Genomic DNA, 17,866 nt, shown 5'->3' on the forward strand with positions numbered 1-17,866 from the left:
TTTCAAGTCATCCTTGACAGTTTTGTATGGGAATTCAAAAAGAACATCATCAGATGCTTACTCAGTTTACGACAGAATATGATCTGCAACCAATTGCAAAACATTTATCAACTATTATCAAAGAATCTTTGGCGAGTGTTTCATCAAGTAAATGTCGTCAAGGAACGATTCTAGTACCAACGTTTGTCATTTGGTTTGTAATTCTCTCCACTATCCGTCGTGATTTAAGTTATTTAGGAATAATGGATTGGATGATATCAGGATTGAGGTGGTTATCCTGTTGTCTACCAAAACAACTTATTTCTGAAGGTGCTATGAGTCATGCCAGAGTTCGTATAGGATTAACAGTTTTTCAACTAATATTTAAAAAACTCACTTCTAGTTTGACAACATTGAAATATGACTTTCATAAATGGACTACAGTAATATTTGATGGTTCCACAGGTACGACACCTGATACTGAAAGTAATCGTGATAAATTTGGGAAGTCTAAATGTGGTCGAGGAGAAAGTGCTTTTCCCATGCTGAGAATAGTCACATTAATATCAGCATCAACACGCCTGATCCTAGATTTTACCTATGGTTCGAGCCAAGGTAAAGGAACTGGTGAAAGGACTTTAATGACTAAATTACTGGCACAATTTAACCAGAAAAACTTATTATTTTTATTAGATGCTGGTTTATATTCCTTTGCAACTATTTTTAGTATTCGTACAAAAGAATGCGACTTTTTACTTAGGGTAGCTTCTAATGTTAAACTACCTGTTATCTCTGATTCTCGTTTGCCAGATGGATACATGGCTAGATATCCAGATGGAAGTTATTTATCAGAAATTAATGGCAAAATTCTCAATTTAGAAAAATCTACAGAATCGCATAAACAATGGAATCAGGAAAGTATCATTGTCCGAGTTATTGAATATCAAATTCCTGGTTTTCTCCCTCGTCGTTTAGTTACTAGTATTATTGACCCTAATATTTCTGCCAAAGAATTAATTATTCACTATCATTGCAGATGGGAGGTGGAAATTAGTTTCTGTGAAATAAAAACACATCAATGTGCTACGCTCAAAGGACAAATGCCCACTATTTTTCGGAGCAAAACATCTGAATTAGTCGAACAAGAACTTTATGCTATGTTAATTGCTTATAATCTACTCCGCGATTTAATTTACCAATCTGCTAACGAATATAATAAAAATCCTTTACTCCTTAGTTTTCTTGAATCTTTGCAACTAGTTATAGATTTAGTACAACTCATCAGCCATTCATCCTTAAAATTACGAGAAATTCAACATCAATATTTATTATCATTAATTTCCCAGTCTGAAATTGATCGCCCCCGACGAAAACGTATTAATCCCCGTGTTGTCAAAATTAAAATGTCCAAATTCAAGCGCAAAAACTCTTCCCATAAATCTGAAATCAGAGATATAGAAAAAGACTTGAAAATCCTTCCCCCACAAGCAGTTTGACAATTTCATTCACGGGTATTGCTTTTAAATATAAAGGAGCAGCCGCAATTAAAGTTTTATCTCGCCACAAAATCAAGTGATTTGGCAACCAACCTGTATTGGCTGTAACACTTTGGGATATTTCCAAATTGTGCAACCAATCCCATTCTAAAAAAGGCGTTTTTAACGGCATTGCTAAAGCATCCCAGTCTGCTTGGGGAACATCGGCGATTGTGTGCGTCCAAACAAGAGAATAATGGGGTTTGTGTTCTTTGATCATTGTGTAGTTTCCCAACAATTTTATATTTTGAATTTACGCCTGAATCCTGACTTATGACTCCTGAATTATCCTATAGTGTAAAAACACTTCTTGCTCTATTGTGGATACTTCTAATAATTGTAACTTAGGAGCAAGATCAGCTAAAAATCCTGTCCCCTCCACAGGTGAAGGGGCAATACTACCACCTAAAATTAATGGACAAATAGTGAGCCAGATTTCATCAATTAAATCAGATTCTAGGAAAGATGCCACTAATTGTCCTCCTCCCAAAATAGCCAGACGGGTAATTTGTAACCGTGCTAAATATTTTAAAGCAGCCAAAATGTCAATTTCTTTGGCAGCAGTTTCAAAGACTAAAACTTGCTCAAACTCTGATCTTTCTTGCCAAAAATAAGCCCCTAGAGAAGTTGTGAGTAACCACCGTCTCACCGGTTGTTGAAAAAATTTAATGTCCGGATTCAGATTGCCTGAACGGGAAATCACTATATTAACTGGCTGGGGATGCTTGTCTGCTTTTTTTCTTTGTTGCAAGAGTATTGTCTCTGTGATGGTCATTGTTGTAATGTAGGCACGAAGAGTACCAGCACCAAATAAAATGGCATCAGATGCAGCAATTTGTTTCTCCAGGTGTATTTTATCAACCAATGAGCCAAACCGCGCAGGCGATCGCCTAAAATCTGCTATTTTACCATCAACACTCATGGCTAAAACTACTGTGGTATGAGGACGATTTTGCATGATTGGGTTGCTTTGATATTTTTTATGAGGGGATAGATTATTGAAAAATCTATAGCTACAAGATAATTTTGAATAATTTTACACCATTAATATGAATATGCAACAGCAGTCACTATTTAATCTACATTTTATAAAATTTAGTATATGGAACAATACCTTGTCCAAATCGAGAAAAGTCTTGATTTGTAGGTTGGGTTGAAGGATGAAACCCAACATGAGCGTCGGGTTGCGCTGTCGCTTAACCCAACCTACGAAAAATGAACAAGGTATTGATAGAAGATTGATAAATTTATGTTCCAGTCATTAGTGAGATATTTTTTAAATTTCCAATTCTTACCTGTTCTCTCCTTTCTAACTTGGAAATTTAAATTAATAGTAAACTCATCATCAATTAATAAAATGTCTCCCTTGACTAGTGTAATTTCATATCTTTATTATTGTAGTTTGAAGATGCGAAGTGAGACAAACAATGGCTAAATCTCGTCAATCGTCATTTCGACAAATCTTAGTAACAAGAATACTGCTAGTATTTATCCCAGTTTTATTAGTAGGAGAAATGGTTGCCTTGAATAAAGCTCGTTCTAGTTTGTTAAATACTGCCCAACAAAATTTAACAGAAAGTGCAGTTAATAAAGGAGAAAAAATTACTGATGATATTGCCGCTTTACGCTCCAATTTAATTACAGCTAGTCAAACTAAAGTAATTCAATCAGGTTCACCTTTCCAAACTGAACAATTTCTTAAACAACTAAAAAAACAACTACCAACCCAAACTGATTGTCTCCAATTAACCCGCATTAAAAAAGGTGAGATAATTGCCAGTAGTTGTGGTGTTCAAGAAATTATGCCATCAGGCTTATCTCTTACCAGCAATGACGTTGATATTCAATTTATATTACCATCCCAATCGGGAAAAACTGGTAAAAGAGACAAACAAAATCAACTACAATTATTTTTATCAATTCCTGTTTCTAATCAACGTGGTAATTTAGCCTACCGATTAAGCATGAAAACCACATTATATCAACAAAATCCCAATCATCCAGGCTCATTAACGGGTTTTTTGGTAGTCATTGCTGAAGACGGTAGAGTTTTAGCTCATCCATTACCAGAAAGAATCGGTACTAATATTAAAGATTATACCGATGTAGACAGAATCCAAGCTATAGTTAAAAATGCCTTGAGTGGAAGTAATAATTCCAGTAATTTATCCTTTATAGAAGGACAAGAACTGGTTGCAGGTTTTACAGCTACTACTAAACCTATCACTACAAAACCATCACAAAGATGGATTGTCCTAGCAGTTACAAGTGTAGAAAATGCCCTATTTGGTTTAGAAGAAATTAAACTAATTCTCATTGTTTTAACAGTTGGTTTAATTGGTGCAAGTTTATTGGCATCATTTTATTTAGTTCCTTATTTAGCAGGTCCAGTAGAAGAACTCCGCGACTATGCTATTAATCTTCATAGTCACCACGCAGCACAACCCATTCCCCGCAACTTCAAAATTCGAGAATTTAACCAACTAGCTCAAGCATTAGATCAAATGGTAGAAAGACTCAAAGATTGGGCTGAAGAATTAGAAATTGCTTGGAAAGAAGCTAAATCAGCCAATCAAGTGAAAAGTCAATTTCTAGCCACAACTTCTCACGAATTAAGAAATCCACTGAATATTATTATTAACTGTGTGCGGTTAGTGCGTGATGATTTATGTGATAGTAGAGAAGAAGAATTAGAGTTTCTTAAAAAAGCCGACGATACAGCAATTCATTTATTAGGAATAATTAATGATTTGCTAGATATTTCTAAAATAGAAGCTGGTAAACTTTCTGTAATTACAGTACCGCTAGATTTACGACAATTATTATTAGAGGTAATTAATTTACAATCAGTTAATATCCAATATAAAGGACTACAATTAATTTGTGATATAGGTGATAAGCCTATTCCTATAAAGTCTGATTCCATTAAACTCAAACAAGTGTTAATTAATATTATTGGTAATGCTACTAAATTCACTGATGAAGGTAGTATTCAAATTACCATGAGTATTAATCGTCATCAGCAGTATGTTTTAGTTTCTATTAAAGATACAGGAATTGGTATTGATCCAGGAGAACAAGGTAAACTATTTCGTCCCTTTGTGATGGTTGACGGGACAACTACGCGCAAGTTTGAAGGAACTGGATTGGGTTTAGCAATTTCTCGGAATTTAATTGAACTCATGGGTGGTAAAATCACTTTAGAGAGTTTGGGGTTAAATCAAGGAACAACAGTAATTATTAAATTACCTTTGATTGATATGGCTTTATTACCTAATCCAGAAAAAAAAGATGTGGTCATAAATGGAGTTAGGAGTTAATTCTGGCTCTGAGAAATGTTCCGCAAACAATAAATTTCAAATTACCACCCTCCTAAAATGAAGCGATTTTTTGCAAGTATTTTTGTAGTTACAACTTTACTATTAGCTCCTGGTTGTTCATCAAATACTAAATCTAATGAAACACAAGTTTTACCTAGTATAATGACGAATCATGATGGACATTCCATGGAACATATGAATCATGAAAATAATTCACAAATAACTACCAAAGTTAAATTAACTGCTCCGAAAAGTTTATCACCAAATCAACCAATTAACTTAGTTATTGATATTCAAGACTCTACGGGAAAACCTGTGAATAAGTTTGACATTTTCCAAGAAAAAATCATGCACTTAATTGTTGTGAGAGATGATTTACAATTTTTTGATCATATTCATCCCGAATATAAAGAAAATGGTCGCTTTGAAGTAACTGCAAATTTTCCAGAGTCAGGAAATTATACACTTTTCAGTGATTATAAACCTGCTGGAAATCAGGAAAATGTCTCATTAATGAATATTACAATTCCTGGTACAGTTCCATTACCAAAAAATTTAGAAAAGTTCACCAAAACTAAAACTATCTCAGATACTAAAGTCAATCTGAATATTTCTGCACCAAAAATCAAAGTCGGTCAAGACATTAACTTAACTTTTGACTTAAAAGACAACAAAAATCAACCAATTCAAGATTTACAACCTTATTTGGGAGAAAAAGGACATTTAGTAATTATTAAAAGTTCATCTCCCCTGACTTCATCTGATTATATCCATGCACACGCAATCAAAAATACTCCAGATGGAAAAATCGAATTTCATACAAAATTCCCCAAACCAGGAACATATAAAATGTGGATGCAATTTAATCGCAATGGACAAATCAAAACCGCAGATTTTTGGGTAAATGTAGAATAGAAAATCGTAGGTTGGGTTAAGCGACAGCCAGGGAATTAATTCCCAGTCTCATAACAAAAGTCGGCTCAAGCCGACTATATTTGTATGATGTTTCCCCAAAATTTTATCTTTAGTCAGCTTTAGCTTACTTTTGCTATTAGCCTTAGAATTCATTCTGAGGCGGACTATATTTTTCTGTATTTATGGGAATATTAAATATGAGAATATTTAGAATCATAAATAAGGTGTATTTATGGCTTTGTGGAGACTTTATTATCATCTGGTTTGGGCAACAAAAGAGCGTCAGCCACTAATTACCAGGGAACGGGAAGGGAAACTTTACGGTTACATTATTAGCAAAGCTGATGAACTTGGTACTATTATTCATGCTATTGACGGCATAGAAAATCATATTCATTTAGTGGCTTCTATTCCGCCAAAGATTTCCATTTCTGATTTTGTGCAAAAAATTAAAGGCAGTAGCACCCATTATATTAATCATTTATCTCCTGGAGAAGATACCTTTGGTTGGCAAAGAGGATATGGGGTTTTTTCACTGGGGAGAAAACAATTGGAACAAGCGGTTATTTATGTGAGAAATCAAAAGGAGCATCATTCAAATGGCACAACAATTGCATCTTTGGAAGAACATAATCAAGATGATGATGCTCCCACAAAATTTTATCTTTCGCAACCGCCTGAGAATGAATTTTCAGTCTCATAATGAAAGTCTCATAATGAAAGCCAGGGAATGAATTCCCAGTCTCATAACAAAAGTCGGCTCAAGCCGACTTTTGTTATGATGCTTTCCCAAAATTTCATCTTTCGCAACCGCCAGGGAATGAATTCCCAGTCTCATAACAAAAGTCGGCTCAAGCCGACTGTATTTTTATGATATTTCCCCAAAATTTATCCTTAGTCAGCTTTAGCTTACTTTTGCTATTAGCCATGGCTTCGCCACGCAGGCTATCAGAATTCATTCTGAAGCGGACTTTTTGCTATTAGCCATGGCTTCGCCACGCAGGCTATCAGAATTCATTCTGAAGCGGACTTTTTGCTATTAGCCATGGCTTCGCCACGCAGGCTATCAGAATTCATTCTCAGGCGCTATTATCCATGGCTTCGCCACGCAGGCTATCAGAATTAATTCTCAGGCGGAATCAGACACATTTTACGTTGGGTTTCGTTCCTCAATCAAAAATTAAAAAGGTGGTAATTCCTTCAGAATCGTGAAGCGAATATGGTTAATAGCTAAGTCACCCAGGGAAACCTCTTCTTTCGTTAAGCGAATTCCATCCCTGGTTAAGGTTTCAAAAGTGATACCTTTACCAATTTCGATATGATACCAGCATAAGCCCATAAAGAATCGTGTAGGATATGGTCCACCTTCTTCCAGATCATCAGGATTAGATTCCATTGGCAACCAACCAATTCCCGGAATATAAAACTCTAACCAAACATGATTAAAATCGGGTTGGAGGGGAATTCCCTGATGTTCGGCATAAACTGGACATTTATATCTACCAACGGTGCGGCAAGGAATACCATTCAGGCGACAAAGTGCCAGTAATACACCTACATATTCGCCACATGAACCAGTACCCCGATCTAAAGCTATATCGGGTGAATCAATGTGAGGTTTAATAGCATAAGACAATTGATCATAAACGTAGTTGCGGATACTGTACATTTTCCGTAACAGATTAGTTTCTGTACCAACGGCTGTGCGGGCTGCACGGATAACAATATCGGTATCCATTGCTAGGTCGTCATCATCTACCAGATAGCGGGTTTTTAATTCTGGTGACAGTTCTGGAACATCTTCGACATCTTTAGGGGTGATGCGATGTTTAATGCCGCGTACTTCTACTAATGCCTTCCAGCCAAATATGTGACGTTCACCGGGGGCAAGGGTATCAAATTTAAAAACGGCTACTCTTTGTCCGTCAATGATTTCTTCTCTGAATGGTAAACCAATGGGTTCAACTTGTTGGACTTTTTGCCGTTGGGTTTCTGAGGGTAGGGCTATGCGCCATTCTATATCGGCTAAATAAATTTCATCAAGGGGGGAAATTTCTTCAACATAAGACATTTCTATCAGATAGCCATTAGAGAGGGCGTAGCGTTTATCCTCTTGGTAATGATATTGTAGAGAATGAATAAATGTGCGATCGCGGTAGGTTAATTCAAAACAAGGGTCAGCATTGGGATTATCCCGAATATAAGGTTCTTCGCTGGAGTATGCCACATAAATACGATCTTTGCCTGTGTCATCCTGCCCCTGAACTGCGATACCTGTAGGAGAATCAAAAGCCGTGAGAACACTGAAACGCACTTCTCCAGTTGCCCTATCCATAGAGTAAACTGTTTGTTCCGTGCGATCGCATACCCATAAAGTTTCTTTACTAACTGCCAAGTTTTGGATACCGACACCAGGGGCATAAAATCTGGTGATTTCCTTGCGGGTATCCCGGTTAAAAATCAAAATATAGCCAAGTCTTTGGCAACTAACATAAACGGTAGATTCCCAAACGGCAACACCATCAGCGGGATAGGGTAAAGTTACAAAATGCTCTAAACCTAAAGATGCCAATTTACATAAATAGACACTATTATCACGAGTCACCCAAAGATCATCTTCCCACACAGCTAAACCGGTAACTTCTTTAAATTCGCGGACTTGGTGGGGATTGATAATTTTGCTGTTATCGGTAAGAGGGTCAATTTCTAATAAATGACCTTTAACCGTATCAATAGCAATAAGTCTATCCTTGATAAAAGCAATACCGTACAAGGTAGCAGCAGTAACTGGTCTGATTATTTTTTGCCCAAACATCTGGTTCACCGTCAAACTGGGTACTGGAAAACTTATATCATTAAGCATATTAGTCATAAATTATTATTTATTAGGGAACAGGGAACAGGGAAGAGAAATATTTTTTTGCAACTGACAACTGTACGGGCGAAGCATTTGCAGAACTATTTTTGGCAATGACGGATAATTTATCTTCCAAATGCTTCGCCCCTACTAACAACTGTACGGGCGAAGCATTTGCAGAACTATTTTTGGCAATGACGGATGATTTATCTTCCAAATGCTTCGCCCCTACTAACAACTGACAATTGACCAATTCCACATTTTCGGACACCACTAAATTATGATCGAATTTTGTAACCATTTCCTGTAACTTACACGATGTCTGCTCATTCTTTACCTGAATCTACCAACCTTTGGCATGGTTTAGAAGTTGATAAAGCCTTAGAAATGCTTGATAGTGACGCAAACAGCGGCTTAACCTCCCCAGAAGTTGAACAGCGTCGCCAAAAATATGGACTTAATGAACTCGAAGAACAGGTCGGTCGTGGCCCTTGGCAAATTCTGCTAGATCAGTTTACCAATATCATGTTATTGATGCTGATTGCCGTTGCCCTCATTTCTGGTTTTTTGGATTTACTGGCTTTGACTGGGGGGACATTAAAACCCGGTGAAGTGCCATTTAAAGACACCATTGCCATTATGGCCATCGTTATCCTCAATGGTATTTTGGGCTATGTGCAAGAAAGCCGGGCTGAAAAAGCTCTAGCAGCCTTGAAAAAACTATCTTCTCCCTCAGTCCGAATCCTCCGTGATGGTAAACTGGCGGATATAGCAGCGAAGGAGCTAGTTCCAGGGGATGTGATGCTGCTGGAAGCTGGGGTGCAAATAGCTGCTGATGGTCGCTTAATAGAACAGTCTAATTTGCAAGTGCGAGAATCGGCTCTCACAGGTGAAGCCGAAGCTGTCAATAAGCAAGCCATTCTCACATTACCAGAAGATGCACCCTTAGGCGATCGCCTCAATTCAGTTTTTCAAGGTACGGAAGTTGTCCAAGGTCGGGCTAAGGTACTGGTAACTCACACCGGAATGCGAACAGAACTAGGCAAAATTGCCGCTATGTTGCAGTCTGTGGACGGTGAACCTACGCCTTTACAGCAACGCATGACCCAATTGGGTAACGTTCTCGTTACTGGTTCTTTAATTCTTGTAGCCATAGTAGTTGGTGGTGGACTTATTCATGATCTAACTAAAGGAATAGGTTGGAAGAATTTACAAGAACTGGTGGAAGTTTCTTTAAGTATGGCGGTGGCGGTAGTTCCTGAAGGTTTACCTGCGGTAATTACTGTTACCCTGGCTTTGGGAACTCAGCGCATGGTTAAGCATAATGCCTTAATTCGCAAACTCCCAGCGGTAGAAACTCTTGGTTCTGTAACTACTATTTGTTCTGATAAAACCGGAACTCTAACTCAAAATAAAATGGTGGTACAGTCGGTGTACACCAATAATTCTCCCTTTCGCGTCACTGGAGAAGGTTATACTCCCATTGGCGATTTTCAGTTAAATGGTGAAAAAGCCAATTTAGATGAATGTCCAGAAATTTCTGCTTTGCTTGTTTCCTGTGCGGTTTGTAATGATGCTGTTCTGCAACAACAACAAGGAGAATGGGCAATTTTGGGCGACCCGACAGAAGGGGCTTTAGTGACTTTGGCAGGAAAAGCCGGAATTGAACAAGACCAATGGAGTAGTAAATTACCTCGTGTCTCCGAATTTCCCTTTTCCTCGGAACGGAAGCGCATGAGTGTGATTTGTCAACTAGAAGCTGTAGCTACTGGTGATACTTCTTTAACCGCCATTGACCCAGCCATTGCTGGTTTTGTGGAATCTGAACAATATCTGATGTTTACCAAGGGTTCACCAGAATTAACTTTGGAAAGGTGTACAAAAATCCATTTAGGTAATCACTCGATTCCTATTAGTGACGAACACCGCAGCCAAATTTTGGTAGCTAATGACCAAATGGCGGGTAAAGGTTTACGGGTCTTAGGTTTTGCTTATAAACCTTTAGCTGAAGTTCCCCCAGATGGTTCTCATGATACATCTGAGGTAGATTTGGTTTGGTTGGGGTTGGTGGGAATGCTAGACGCGCCTCGTCCAGAAGTGAGGGCGGCTGTGCAAGAATGTCGCAAGGCGGGAATCCGTCCGATTATGATTACTGGCGACCATCAATTAACTGCTCAAGCGATCGCTACTGATTTGGGAATTGCCCAAGCAGGTGATAGAGTCCTCACTGGTAAGGAATTACAACTTCTCAGTGACCAAGAATTAGAGGAACAGGTTGACCTAGTGAGTATTTACGCTAGAGTCTCCCCTGAGCATAAATTAAGAATTGTCCAAGCCTTGCAACGTCGCGGGCGATTTGTGGCGATGACAGGGGATGGGGTGAATGATGCTCCCGCCCTCAAACAAGCCGATATAGGCATTGCTATGGGCATCACAGGTACAGATGTGAGCAAAGAAGCCAGCGATATGATCCTCCTAGATGACAACTTCGCCACCATAGTTGCTGCCACGAAGGAAGGTAGAGTTGTTTATACCAATATTCGCCGCTTTATTAAATACATTTTGGGTAGTAATATTGGGGAAGTTCTCACCATTGCGGCTGCGCCATTGTTGGGATTAGGAGGTGTTCCTTTGAGTCCTTTGCAAATTCTCTGGATGAATTTGGTAACAGACGGTTTACCAGCTTTAGCATTAGCTGTAGAACCCCCTGAACCTGATGTGATGGAACGTCCCCCCTTTAGTCCCCGTGAAAGTATTTTTGCTAGGGGTTTAGGTTCTTACATGATTCGCATTGGGATTGTCTTCGCTGTGATTACAATTATCCTCATGGAATGGGCTTACCATCATTCTCATGCAGCCGGGTATCAAGGAGATGTGGATACTTGGAAGACAATGGTATTTACTTCATTGTGTCTAGCACAAATGGGTCATGCGATCGCCATTCGTTCTAATAATAGACTTACTATCGAAATGAATCCTTTTTCTAATCCCTTTGTCTTGGGGTCAGTCATTGTCACCACGATCTTGCAATTGATGTTAATTTATGTTCCACCCCTGCAAAGTTTCTTTGGTACTCATCCACTCAGTTTAGAAGAATTAGCAATTTGTATCGGTTTTAGTGCTTTAATGTTTGTCTGGATTGAAGGTGAGAAGATATTCTTTCGCTTGATGGGCAAAAAAAGTGTTTAATTGGTAAATTGTCAGAATCAGGATTTACAGGATTTCATTTCATTATCTTTGTATTTTTTATCCTGATTCTGATATTTATTACCAATTAGTCATCAATATGTATCTAAAAATCAACTTCGACGAGATAAGAAAACCCTTTGGGTGCAGGGACAATTCTAGTATTAATTAGGAGATAGCTATCATGGGTGAATCCAAACGGAGAAAACAGCAAGATCCCAATTACGGGAAAGTTAAAAATCCTGTCAGAAATCTTATGAAAGTTTTTTGCCCGTTTTTTGAGGATTACGATAATTTATCTCATCTCGATGGTGATAGTATATCGTTGATGATCGCTAAGGAAGGGTACAAAGAAACGGGTTTGAAAGGCATAATTGTCACAGGATATCTCGCTGAACATTTATTAAAAGACTATCCTCCTGAATCTGAATTAGTCAAAGCTTTCAAACAACATGGAAATATTTATGTTACTTCCACATTAGCCCTAGCGTATTTGGAAAATGATATAAACAAAGAGGAAAATCTTAGGAATTTTGATACATACGACCCATTAAATGACTTTATATGTATGAAAAGCGATTCTAAAAAATACCAAGTAAGTTTGGTAACAGGATCTTAAAAAAATTTTCTCATCTCCCGAAAAATTCCCAAAATATCCCCGACTTCTGAAAATAATTTTCTCATCTCAAGAATAACTTATTATAAAAGTCGGGGATTTTGAATCTTCAGCCATTATGTACTTAAAAACTCTACACCTCAAACAATTTCGGAATTACCAAAACCAAAAAGTTGAATTTACCGCTGCTAAAACAATTTTGGTAGGTAATAATGCTCAAGGAAAATCGAACTTGTTAGAGGCTGTGGAGTTATTGGCAACATTGCGATCGCACCGCATGGCACGCGATCGTGATTTAATTAAAGAAGGTGAATCTACAGCCCAAATTTATGCCACTCTAGACCGGATTCATAGCCATAGTGATTTAACTCTCACCCTCCGTCGTCATTCTCGTCGCAGCGTGGCTATAAATGGCGTTACAGTCCCCAAACAAATGGATTTTCTGGGGGTTCTCAATGCGGTGGAGTTTTCTAGCTTGGATTTAGAATTGGTGCGTGGTAGTCCTGAAATTCGTCGCAACTGGCTAGATACGCTTTTAATTCAATTAGAACCAGTTTATGCTCACATTTTGCACCAATATCACCAAGTTTTACGCCAACGCAATGCTTTTTTAAAACGTTATCTAAATACACCAGAAAAATCTCTACAATCAGAATTAGCTATCTGGAATGCACAATTAGTAACTGCGGGGACAAGGGTAATCATCAGAAGAGATAGAGCTATTAAAAGATTATCTCCTATCGCTTCTGCCTGGCACGCTAGTATTAGTGGAGCATCTGAAATTCTGCAAATAAATTATGCTGCTAATATTCCCTTAGAAAAAACTTCTCCTCAAGAATTACAAGGGGCTTTTTTTGCTAAACTACAACAAAGAGCCGTTGCAGAATTACATCGAGGGATAACTTTAGTTGGACCCCACCGCGATGAAGTAGAATTAATTATTAATCAAACTCCCGCTCGTCAATATGGTTCTCAAGGTCAGCAAAGAACATTAGTTTTAGCTTTAAAATTAGCAGAATTACAATTAATTGAAGAAGTAATTAATGAACCACCATTACTATTATTAGATGATGTTTTAGCCGAATTAGATCCATCTCGCCAAAATCAATTACTTGATGCTATTCAAGACCGATTTCAAACCTTAATTACTACCACTCATTTGAGCGCTTTTGATGTTCAATGGTTGAAATCTTCCCAGGTTTTATATGTAAATGCAGGGAAAATAGATAATTGACAATTGGGTAATCTTCTTCTTCCTTCTGATTAACTGACAACTGTACGGGCGAAGCATTTGGAGAACTATTTTTGGCAATGACCGATAATTTATCTTCCAAATGCTTCGCCCCTACTAACAACTAAAACTTTTCCAGTCTTTTAAAAATGTGTAGAATAATTACAGTTAAAATAGCACCCATTAATCCTAATTGCCATAAACCACACCCAGCAGCAATTCCCAAAGCCGCAGCTACCCAAATCGCAGCGGCAGAAGTCAAACCATGAATTTCCGGTGATTTTGATGTTTGGGAAGATTCACGTAAAATTTCCCCAGCGCCTAAAAACCCCACTCCAGCAGCAATACCTTGAACTACACGACTAAGGGAATCAGCACTAAGTTGTGTACCACCTGTTTGGATAGTGATGAGAGTAAATACGGCTGAACCCAAACTTACTAACATATGGGTTCTTAAACCTGCCGGTTTATTTTTTAGTTGTCGTTCTAAGCCAATTATAGCCCCAATAAACAAGGCGAAACACATACGAAGACCGGTGTTTAGCCAGTCACTACTGGCAATATAATAAGGATTGATCAATTTTTTTCGGTGGTAAATAATTTAATAAATGAAATCGGGGCATTGTTCGGACTAATTGGTAATATAGTAACAAAAAGTATGTAATAAATATTATTTAATAAATTGAGTGGATAAACTCTATTGGCTTGACCAAATTAAACTACAAGACCGCGCTAAAGTTGGCGTGCAGGCGTTCGATTTAAGCAAAATCAAACAACAGGGTTATCCTGTTCTTCCTGGTTTTGTGGTAGAGGCAGATGTTTTACGGCAATTCCTGGAAACTCTCAACAGTTCAGAGTCGTTAATCGCTGATTTACCCCATTCTTCGCTACATTTAGATGTACATAATTGGCGACAACTGCAACAGGTAGCCGGACGCTTACGTCAGGAAATTATCTCAGCGACTGTGCCACCTCATTGGGTGAGGACAATTTTTCAAGCTGCGCGACAATGGCAAAGAAGCAGTTTAATTTTGCGTCCCAGTTTGGCAATATCAAATAACCAAGAAATGAAAAATGTATCTGGGTTATTAGAACCAGTATTTTGCCCTTGTGAAGAAGAGGAAATAGGTGAAGCTTTAAAACAGCTTTGGAGTCAGTTATTCCGGGCGAGAAGTTTACTATATTGGCATAGTGCGGGGATTAGTTTGCCCAGCATTAATTTAGGGGTGTTAGTGCAACCAGTTGACAATGCGATCGCTTCTGGTGTAATCAATACTAAATCATCGGCATGGGATATTGAAGCTACTTGGGGTTTAGGACTAGCAATTACCAACGGTGAAGTATTACCAGATGTTTACTACATAGAACCAAAAACCGGCGCAGTCGTAGAAAGACAATTGGGTAATAAAATGTTGGCGTATCGTCTTCATCATGGTAATGCTTTTACAGATGAACAACTGCAACCAACATTAGATACTAATTTTTTATTAGCTTATATTTTAGAAGAATCCCAACAACAAGAATATGCTTTGCCAGAAGAATTTTTGCAAGAATTAATTACTGTCAGCAATCAAATAGTCAGTGAATTAGGGGCAACTTTAACTATGAAATGGACAGTTGCCAAAGAATCTTTAGCCACAAAACTCTATATTACAGAAGTCACTGTTCCCCAATCTGTAAATAAGAGTGTGCAATTTATTCAAGGCATTGGGGCAGCCAGAGGGAGAATTATTGCTAATGCCCATATTTTTAGTTCATCACAAAAAGCAATCCAAGTTCCTCAAGGTGTAATTCTCATCGCCCCAGTGATTACTCCTGATTGTTTGCCCTTACTACAAGGAGTTGCGGGGATTATTACAGAACAAGGGGGATTAACTAGCCACGGGGCGATTTTAGCCAGGGAGTTGGGTATTCCTGCGGTGGTGAGTGCCACAGGTGCAACCACTCTTTTACAAGCAGGTGAAAAGTTATTATTAGATGGTAATAAGGGTGAAATATATCGTTTCACAGAAGATGAAGAAAACTTTCCTAGTGAGGAGATAGAAGAATTAATCAAAGAGGAAAAAATTGTCAATTATCAGCCGATAAATTTACCAATAATTGCCACTAAGTTACTCGTAAATTTGAGTCAAGGACGATTAATTGAACAAGTGAAATGTTTACCTGTAGATGGGTTAGGATTATTACGTTCAGAATTGATGATGTTAAATATTCTGGAGGGAGAACATCCTCAAGAATGGTTAATAGCCGGAAGAAAAGCGGAATTATTAGAGTTATTATCTGAGCAGATTAAGCAATTTGCTCGCGCTTTTTCACCCAGACCTATCTTTTATCGCTCTTTAGATTACCTACCCCATGATTTATTATTATCACAGTCATCAATTCTTGGTGACAGGGGTGTTTTCAGCTATATGCAAAATCCGGCGGTTTTTGAATTGGAATTGCAAGCTTTAGCGATAGTTCAATCGTCTGGTTATAGAAATATTAATTTGCTATTACCTTTTGTCCGCAGTGTTGAAGAATTTATATTTTGTCGTCAAAAAGTTGAACAATTTGGGTTAACACAAATATCCCAGTTTCAATTATGGATCATGGCAGAAGTCCCTAGTATTTTATTTCTATTACCTGAATATATTAAAGTTGGTGTGGCAGGTATTTCTATTGGCACAAATGATTTAACTCAATTACTATTAGGAATAGATAGGGAACAGGGAAAATTAGGGAGAATATTTGATGAAAGTCATCCAGCAGTAATGGGGGCAATATCTCAATTAATTAAAATGTCTCAAGCTGGAGGTATTCCCTGTTCTATTTGTGGTCAAGCCCCGGTGCTTTATCCAGAAATGATTGATAAATTAATAGAATGGGGGATTAGTTCTATTTCTGTAGAACCGGAAGCGGTGGAAAGGACTTATCAAGCGATTTCTCGTGCTGAACAAAGATTAATTTTAGCAGCAGCACGACGACAACTTAGCAACTTAAAAAATTAATATCGGCAAATAGCCGCTACTTTAACTCCACTAGGCATTGCTTCTGGTTCAAGAGTATAAACTTTACCACCATTTAAGATGGTGTGAATTACCGCAAAATCTAACATATCTTCATCATCTGGTGCTGGTTCTGGATGTAATTCAACTGTAGCAGTTGGTAAATCAAATTTACCCCATATATGTTGTTTTAGAGGCACAAACAAAGTATCAACTCTTTGATAATATGCAGCCGGAATAATTGCTTTGATATCATTGGCAATTTTGTTACTTTCTTCCCCAGATAGTTGCACATAAACAGCCATTATCTCTTCATATTCCTTTTGAAATAAAGGGTTAACAATTTCCCAAGCTGCATGATTTAATTCTTGCATTTTGAGGATTTCTGCATTGCCAGTAATCCCTGTTTCTGCTAAATATGGATAAGTATTAGCTTGTCGGTAAATTGGTAATAAATATTCTACTCCTGCTAATATTAAAGGTGCTTTTTCACCTCGCAATTTTTTATGTAATGCACTATCAACAACATAACAAAATTGCAAAATATCTTCTTCATGTTTCTCCCGATCTGGATTACCTTGTCCATGGACAGAACCAGGGTGTTGAGCCGCAGAAGTTGCACCTCTAGCGATACCAATTCTATGCTGTACGCCTTTTTGGAATTCATCTTCTAAGAGAGTTTCATCCAAACTATGAGGCATATTTTCTACTTCTACTTCATTAATTTGGTAGCGCGTGCCTGAGTAAAGTTTGACATTCTTTTGACTTAAAGCCAAAATGTAGAATTTTCCATCATTATTAATCAGATTTAATAAGGGTTTGATATGAAAATTCTTACCAACAACCACTAATTGGGGAAAAGAAATTGGTAAACAATAGTAACGAAATAGATTGGGGGAAATAAAAATTACTAATCCCTGATTTTGAATTTCCCAAAAATCAGTGTTGTCTAATTCCATCGCTGGTTTGAGCAAATTTACAGTCTCAGCATGACGTAATCCTGTTTCATCTAAGCGGTTTTCAGCTTCTCGAATTAAATTTTTAAACCGAATCGGATTTTGTCGCGTATCTCCTCCTAGTTTTTCCATAGGTAGATACAGAGAAACGCATGGATACTCAGGATTTTGGACTAAATTTTTAAGTTCATCAAGAGAAAATATAGTCATAGATTTCATCCCTGTCGAGGATAATTACAGAATCTAGATTCCATTCAACTCTTGATGTGGAAATTCTGCATCTT

At 37.8% G+C, this 17,866-nt stretch carries 14 protein-coding genes and 1 pseudogene; 8 read left to right on the forward strand and 7 right to left on the reverse strand.

What is annotated here, in order from left to right:
- The first annotated feature begins 53 nt into the window (after positions 1–53).
- A complete protein-coding gene (locus tag HGD76_RS23005) occupies positions 54–1,475 on the forward strand; it encodes an IS4 family transposase (RefSeq protein ID WP_407644818.1) in 1,422 nt (473 codons plus the stop codon).
- Here HGD76_RS23005 and HGD76_RS23010 read toward each other — a convergent pair.
- Together HGD76_RS23010 and HGD76_RS23015 are read right to left on the reverse strand one after the other, a co-directional pair.
- Positions 1,474–1,734 (reverse strand): annotated as a pseudogene (locus HGD76_RS23010) (peptidogalycan biosysnthesis protein); the annotation flags it as partial. The gene HGD76_RS23005 and the pseudogene HGD76_RS23010 sit on opposite strands and share 2 nt — an antisense overlap.
- A 51-nt stretch (positions 1,735–1,785) precedes the next feature.
- Positions 1,786–2,475 carry a RibD family protein gene (locus HGD76_RS23015; protein WP_168697542.1) on the reverse strand — a complete coding sequence of 230 codons (690 nt, stop codon included), beginning with the start codon at positions 2,473–2,475 and terminating at the stop codon, positions 1,786–1,788.
- A gap of 466 nt (positions 2,476–2,941) precedes the next feature.
- On the opposite strand from HGD76_RS23015, the gene HGD76_RS23020 reads away from it, so the two are divergent.
- The 3 genes from HGD76_RS23020 (at position 2,942) to tnpA (ending at position 6,452) form a co-directional block, all read left to right on the forward strand.
- Complete coding sequence (locus tag HGD76_RS23020; protein ID WP_168697142.1) at positions 2,942–4,834, forward strand: sensor histidine kinase; 1,893 nt, start codon at positions 2,942–2,944, stop codon at positions 4,832–4,834.
- A gap of 57 nt (positions 4,835–4,891) precedes the next feature.
- Positions 4,892–5,749, forward strand: a complete 858-nt coding sequence (locus HGD76_RS23025) for a DUF8832 domain-containing protein (RefSeq protein WP_168697143.1) — start codon at positions 4,892–4,894, stop codon at positions 5,747–5,749.
- Positions 5,750–5,981: 232 nt separating this feature from the next.
- Positions 5,982–6,452 (forward strand): IS200/IS605 family transposase, encoded by a 471-nt coding sequence (gene tnpA / locus HGD76_RS23030; RefSeq protein ID WP_015083148.1) that lies wholly within the window; start codon positions 5,982–5,984, stop codon positions 6,450–6,452.
- Between the two features lie 477 nt (positions 6,453–6,929).
- On the opposite strand, the gene HGD76_RS23035 is transcribed toward tnpA, so the two are convergent.
- Both HGD76_RS23035 and HGD76_RS23040 read right to left on the reverse strand, forming a co-directional pair.
- A complete protein-coding gene (locus HGD76_RS23035; protein ID WP_233467277.1) occupies positions 6,930–8,612 on the reverse strand; it encodes a transglutaminase domain-containing protein in 1,683 nt (560 codons plus the stop codon).
- A 22-nt stretch (positions 8,613–8,634) separates the two neighbouring features.
- The gene (locus HGD76_RS23040; RefSeq protein WP_168697144.1) at positions 8,635–8,907 is read right to left on the reverse strand and encodes a hypothetical protein; all 273 of its coding nucleotides are present in this window, start codon (positions 8,905–8,907) and stop codon (positions 8,635–8,637) included.
- A gap of 17 nt (positions 8,908–8,924) precedes the next feature.
- On the opposite strand from HGD76_RS23040, the gene HGD76_RS23045 reads away from it, so the two are divergent.
- The 3 genes from HGD76_RS23045 (at position 8,925) to recF (ending at position 13,642) form a co-directional block, all read left to right on the forward strand.
- On the forward strand, positions 8,925–11,795 hold the full coding sequence (locus tag HGD76_RS23045) for a cation-translocating P-type ATPase (protein WP_168697145.1): 2,871 nt from the start codon (positions 8,925–8,927) through the stop codon (positions 11,793–11,795).
- Positions 11,796–11,976: 181 nt separating this feature from the next.
- On the forward strand, positions 11,977–12,411 hold the full coding sequence (locus HGD76_RS23050; RefSeq protein WP_168633924.1) for a hypothetical protein: 435 nt from the start codon (positions 11,977–11,979) through the stop codon (positions 12,409–12,411).
- A 115-nt stretch (positions 12,412–12,526) separates the two neighbouring features.
- Positions 12,527–13,642: a DNA replication/repair protein RecF gene (gene recF / locus HGD76_RS23055; protein ID WP_168697146.1), complete on the forward strand. Its 1,116-nt coding sequence runs from the start codon at positions 12,527–12,529 to the stop codon at positions 13,640–13,642.
- Here recF and HGD76_RS23060 read toward each other — a convergent pair.
- The gene (locus HGD76_RS23060; protein ID WP_168694564.1) at positions 13,557–13,763 is read right to left on the reverse strand and encodes a hypothetical protein; all 207 of its coding nucleotides are present in this window, start codon (positions 13,761–13,763) and stop codon (positions 13,557–13,559) included. The genes recF and HGD76_RS23060 overlap by 86 nt on opposite strands.
- A complete protein-coding gene (locus HGD76_RS23065) occupies positions 13,764–14,219 on the reverse strand; it encodes an MgtC/SapB family protein (RefSeq protein WP_168697147.1) in 456 nt (151 codons plus the stop codon). It abuts the gene before it with no gap.
- A 106-nt stretch (positions 14,220–14,325) separates the two neighbouring features.
- On the opposite strand from HGD76_RS23065, the gene HGD76_RS23070 reads away from it, so the two are divergent.
- On the forward strand, positions 14,326–16,629 hold the full coding sequence (locus HGD76_RS23070; protein ID WP_168697148.1) for a putative PEP-binding protein: 2,304 nt from the start codon (positions 14,326–14,328) through the stop codon (positions 16,627–16,629).
- Here the strand turns inward: HGD76_RS23070 and HGD76_RS23075 are convergent.
- Positions 16,626–17,792: a baeRF7 domain-containing protein gene (locus HGD76_RS23075; protein WP_168697149.1), complete on the reverse strand. Its 1,167-nt coding sequence runs from the start codon at positions 17,790–17,792 to the stop codon at positions 16,626–16,628. The genes HGD76_RS23070 and HGD76_RS23075 overlap by 4 nt on opposite strands.
- Positions 17,793–17,866 lie beyond the last annotated feature (74 nt).

It is taken from the genome of Dolichospermum flos-aquae CCAP 1403/13F, from assembly GCF_012516395.1.
In the GTDB taxonomy this organism is placed as follows: domain Bacteria; phylum Cyanobacteriota; class Cyanobacteriia; order Cyanobacteriales; family Nostocaceae; genus Dolichospermum; species Dolichospermum lemmermannii.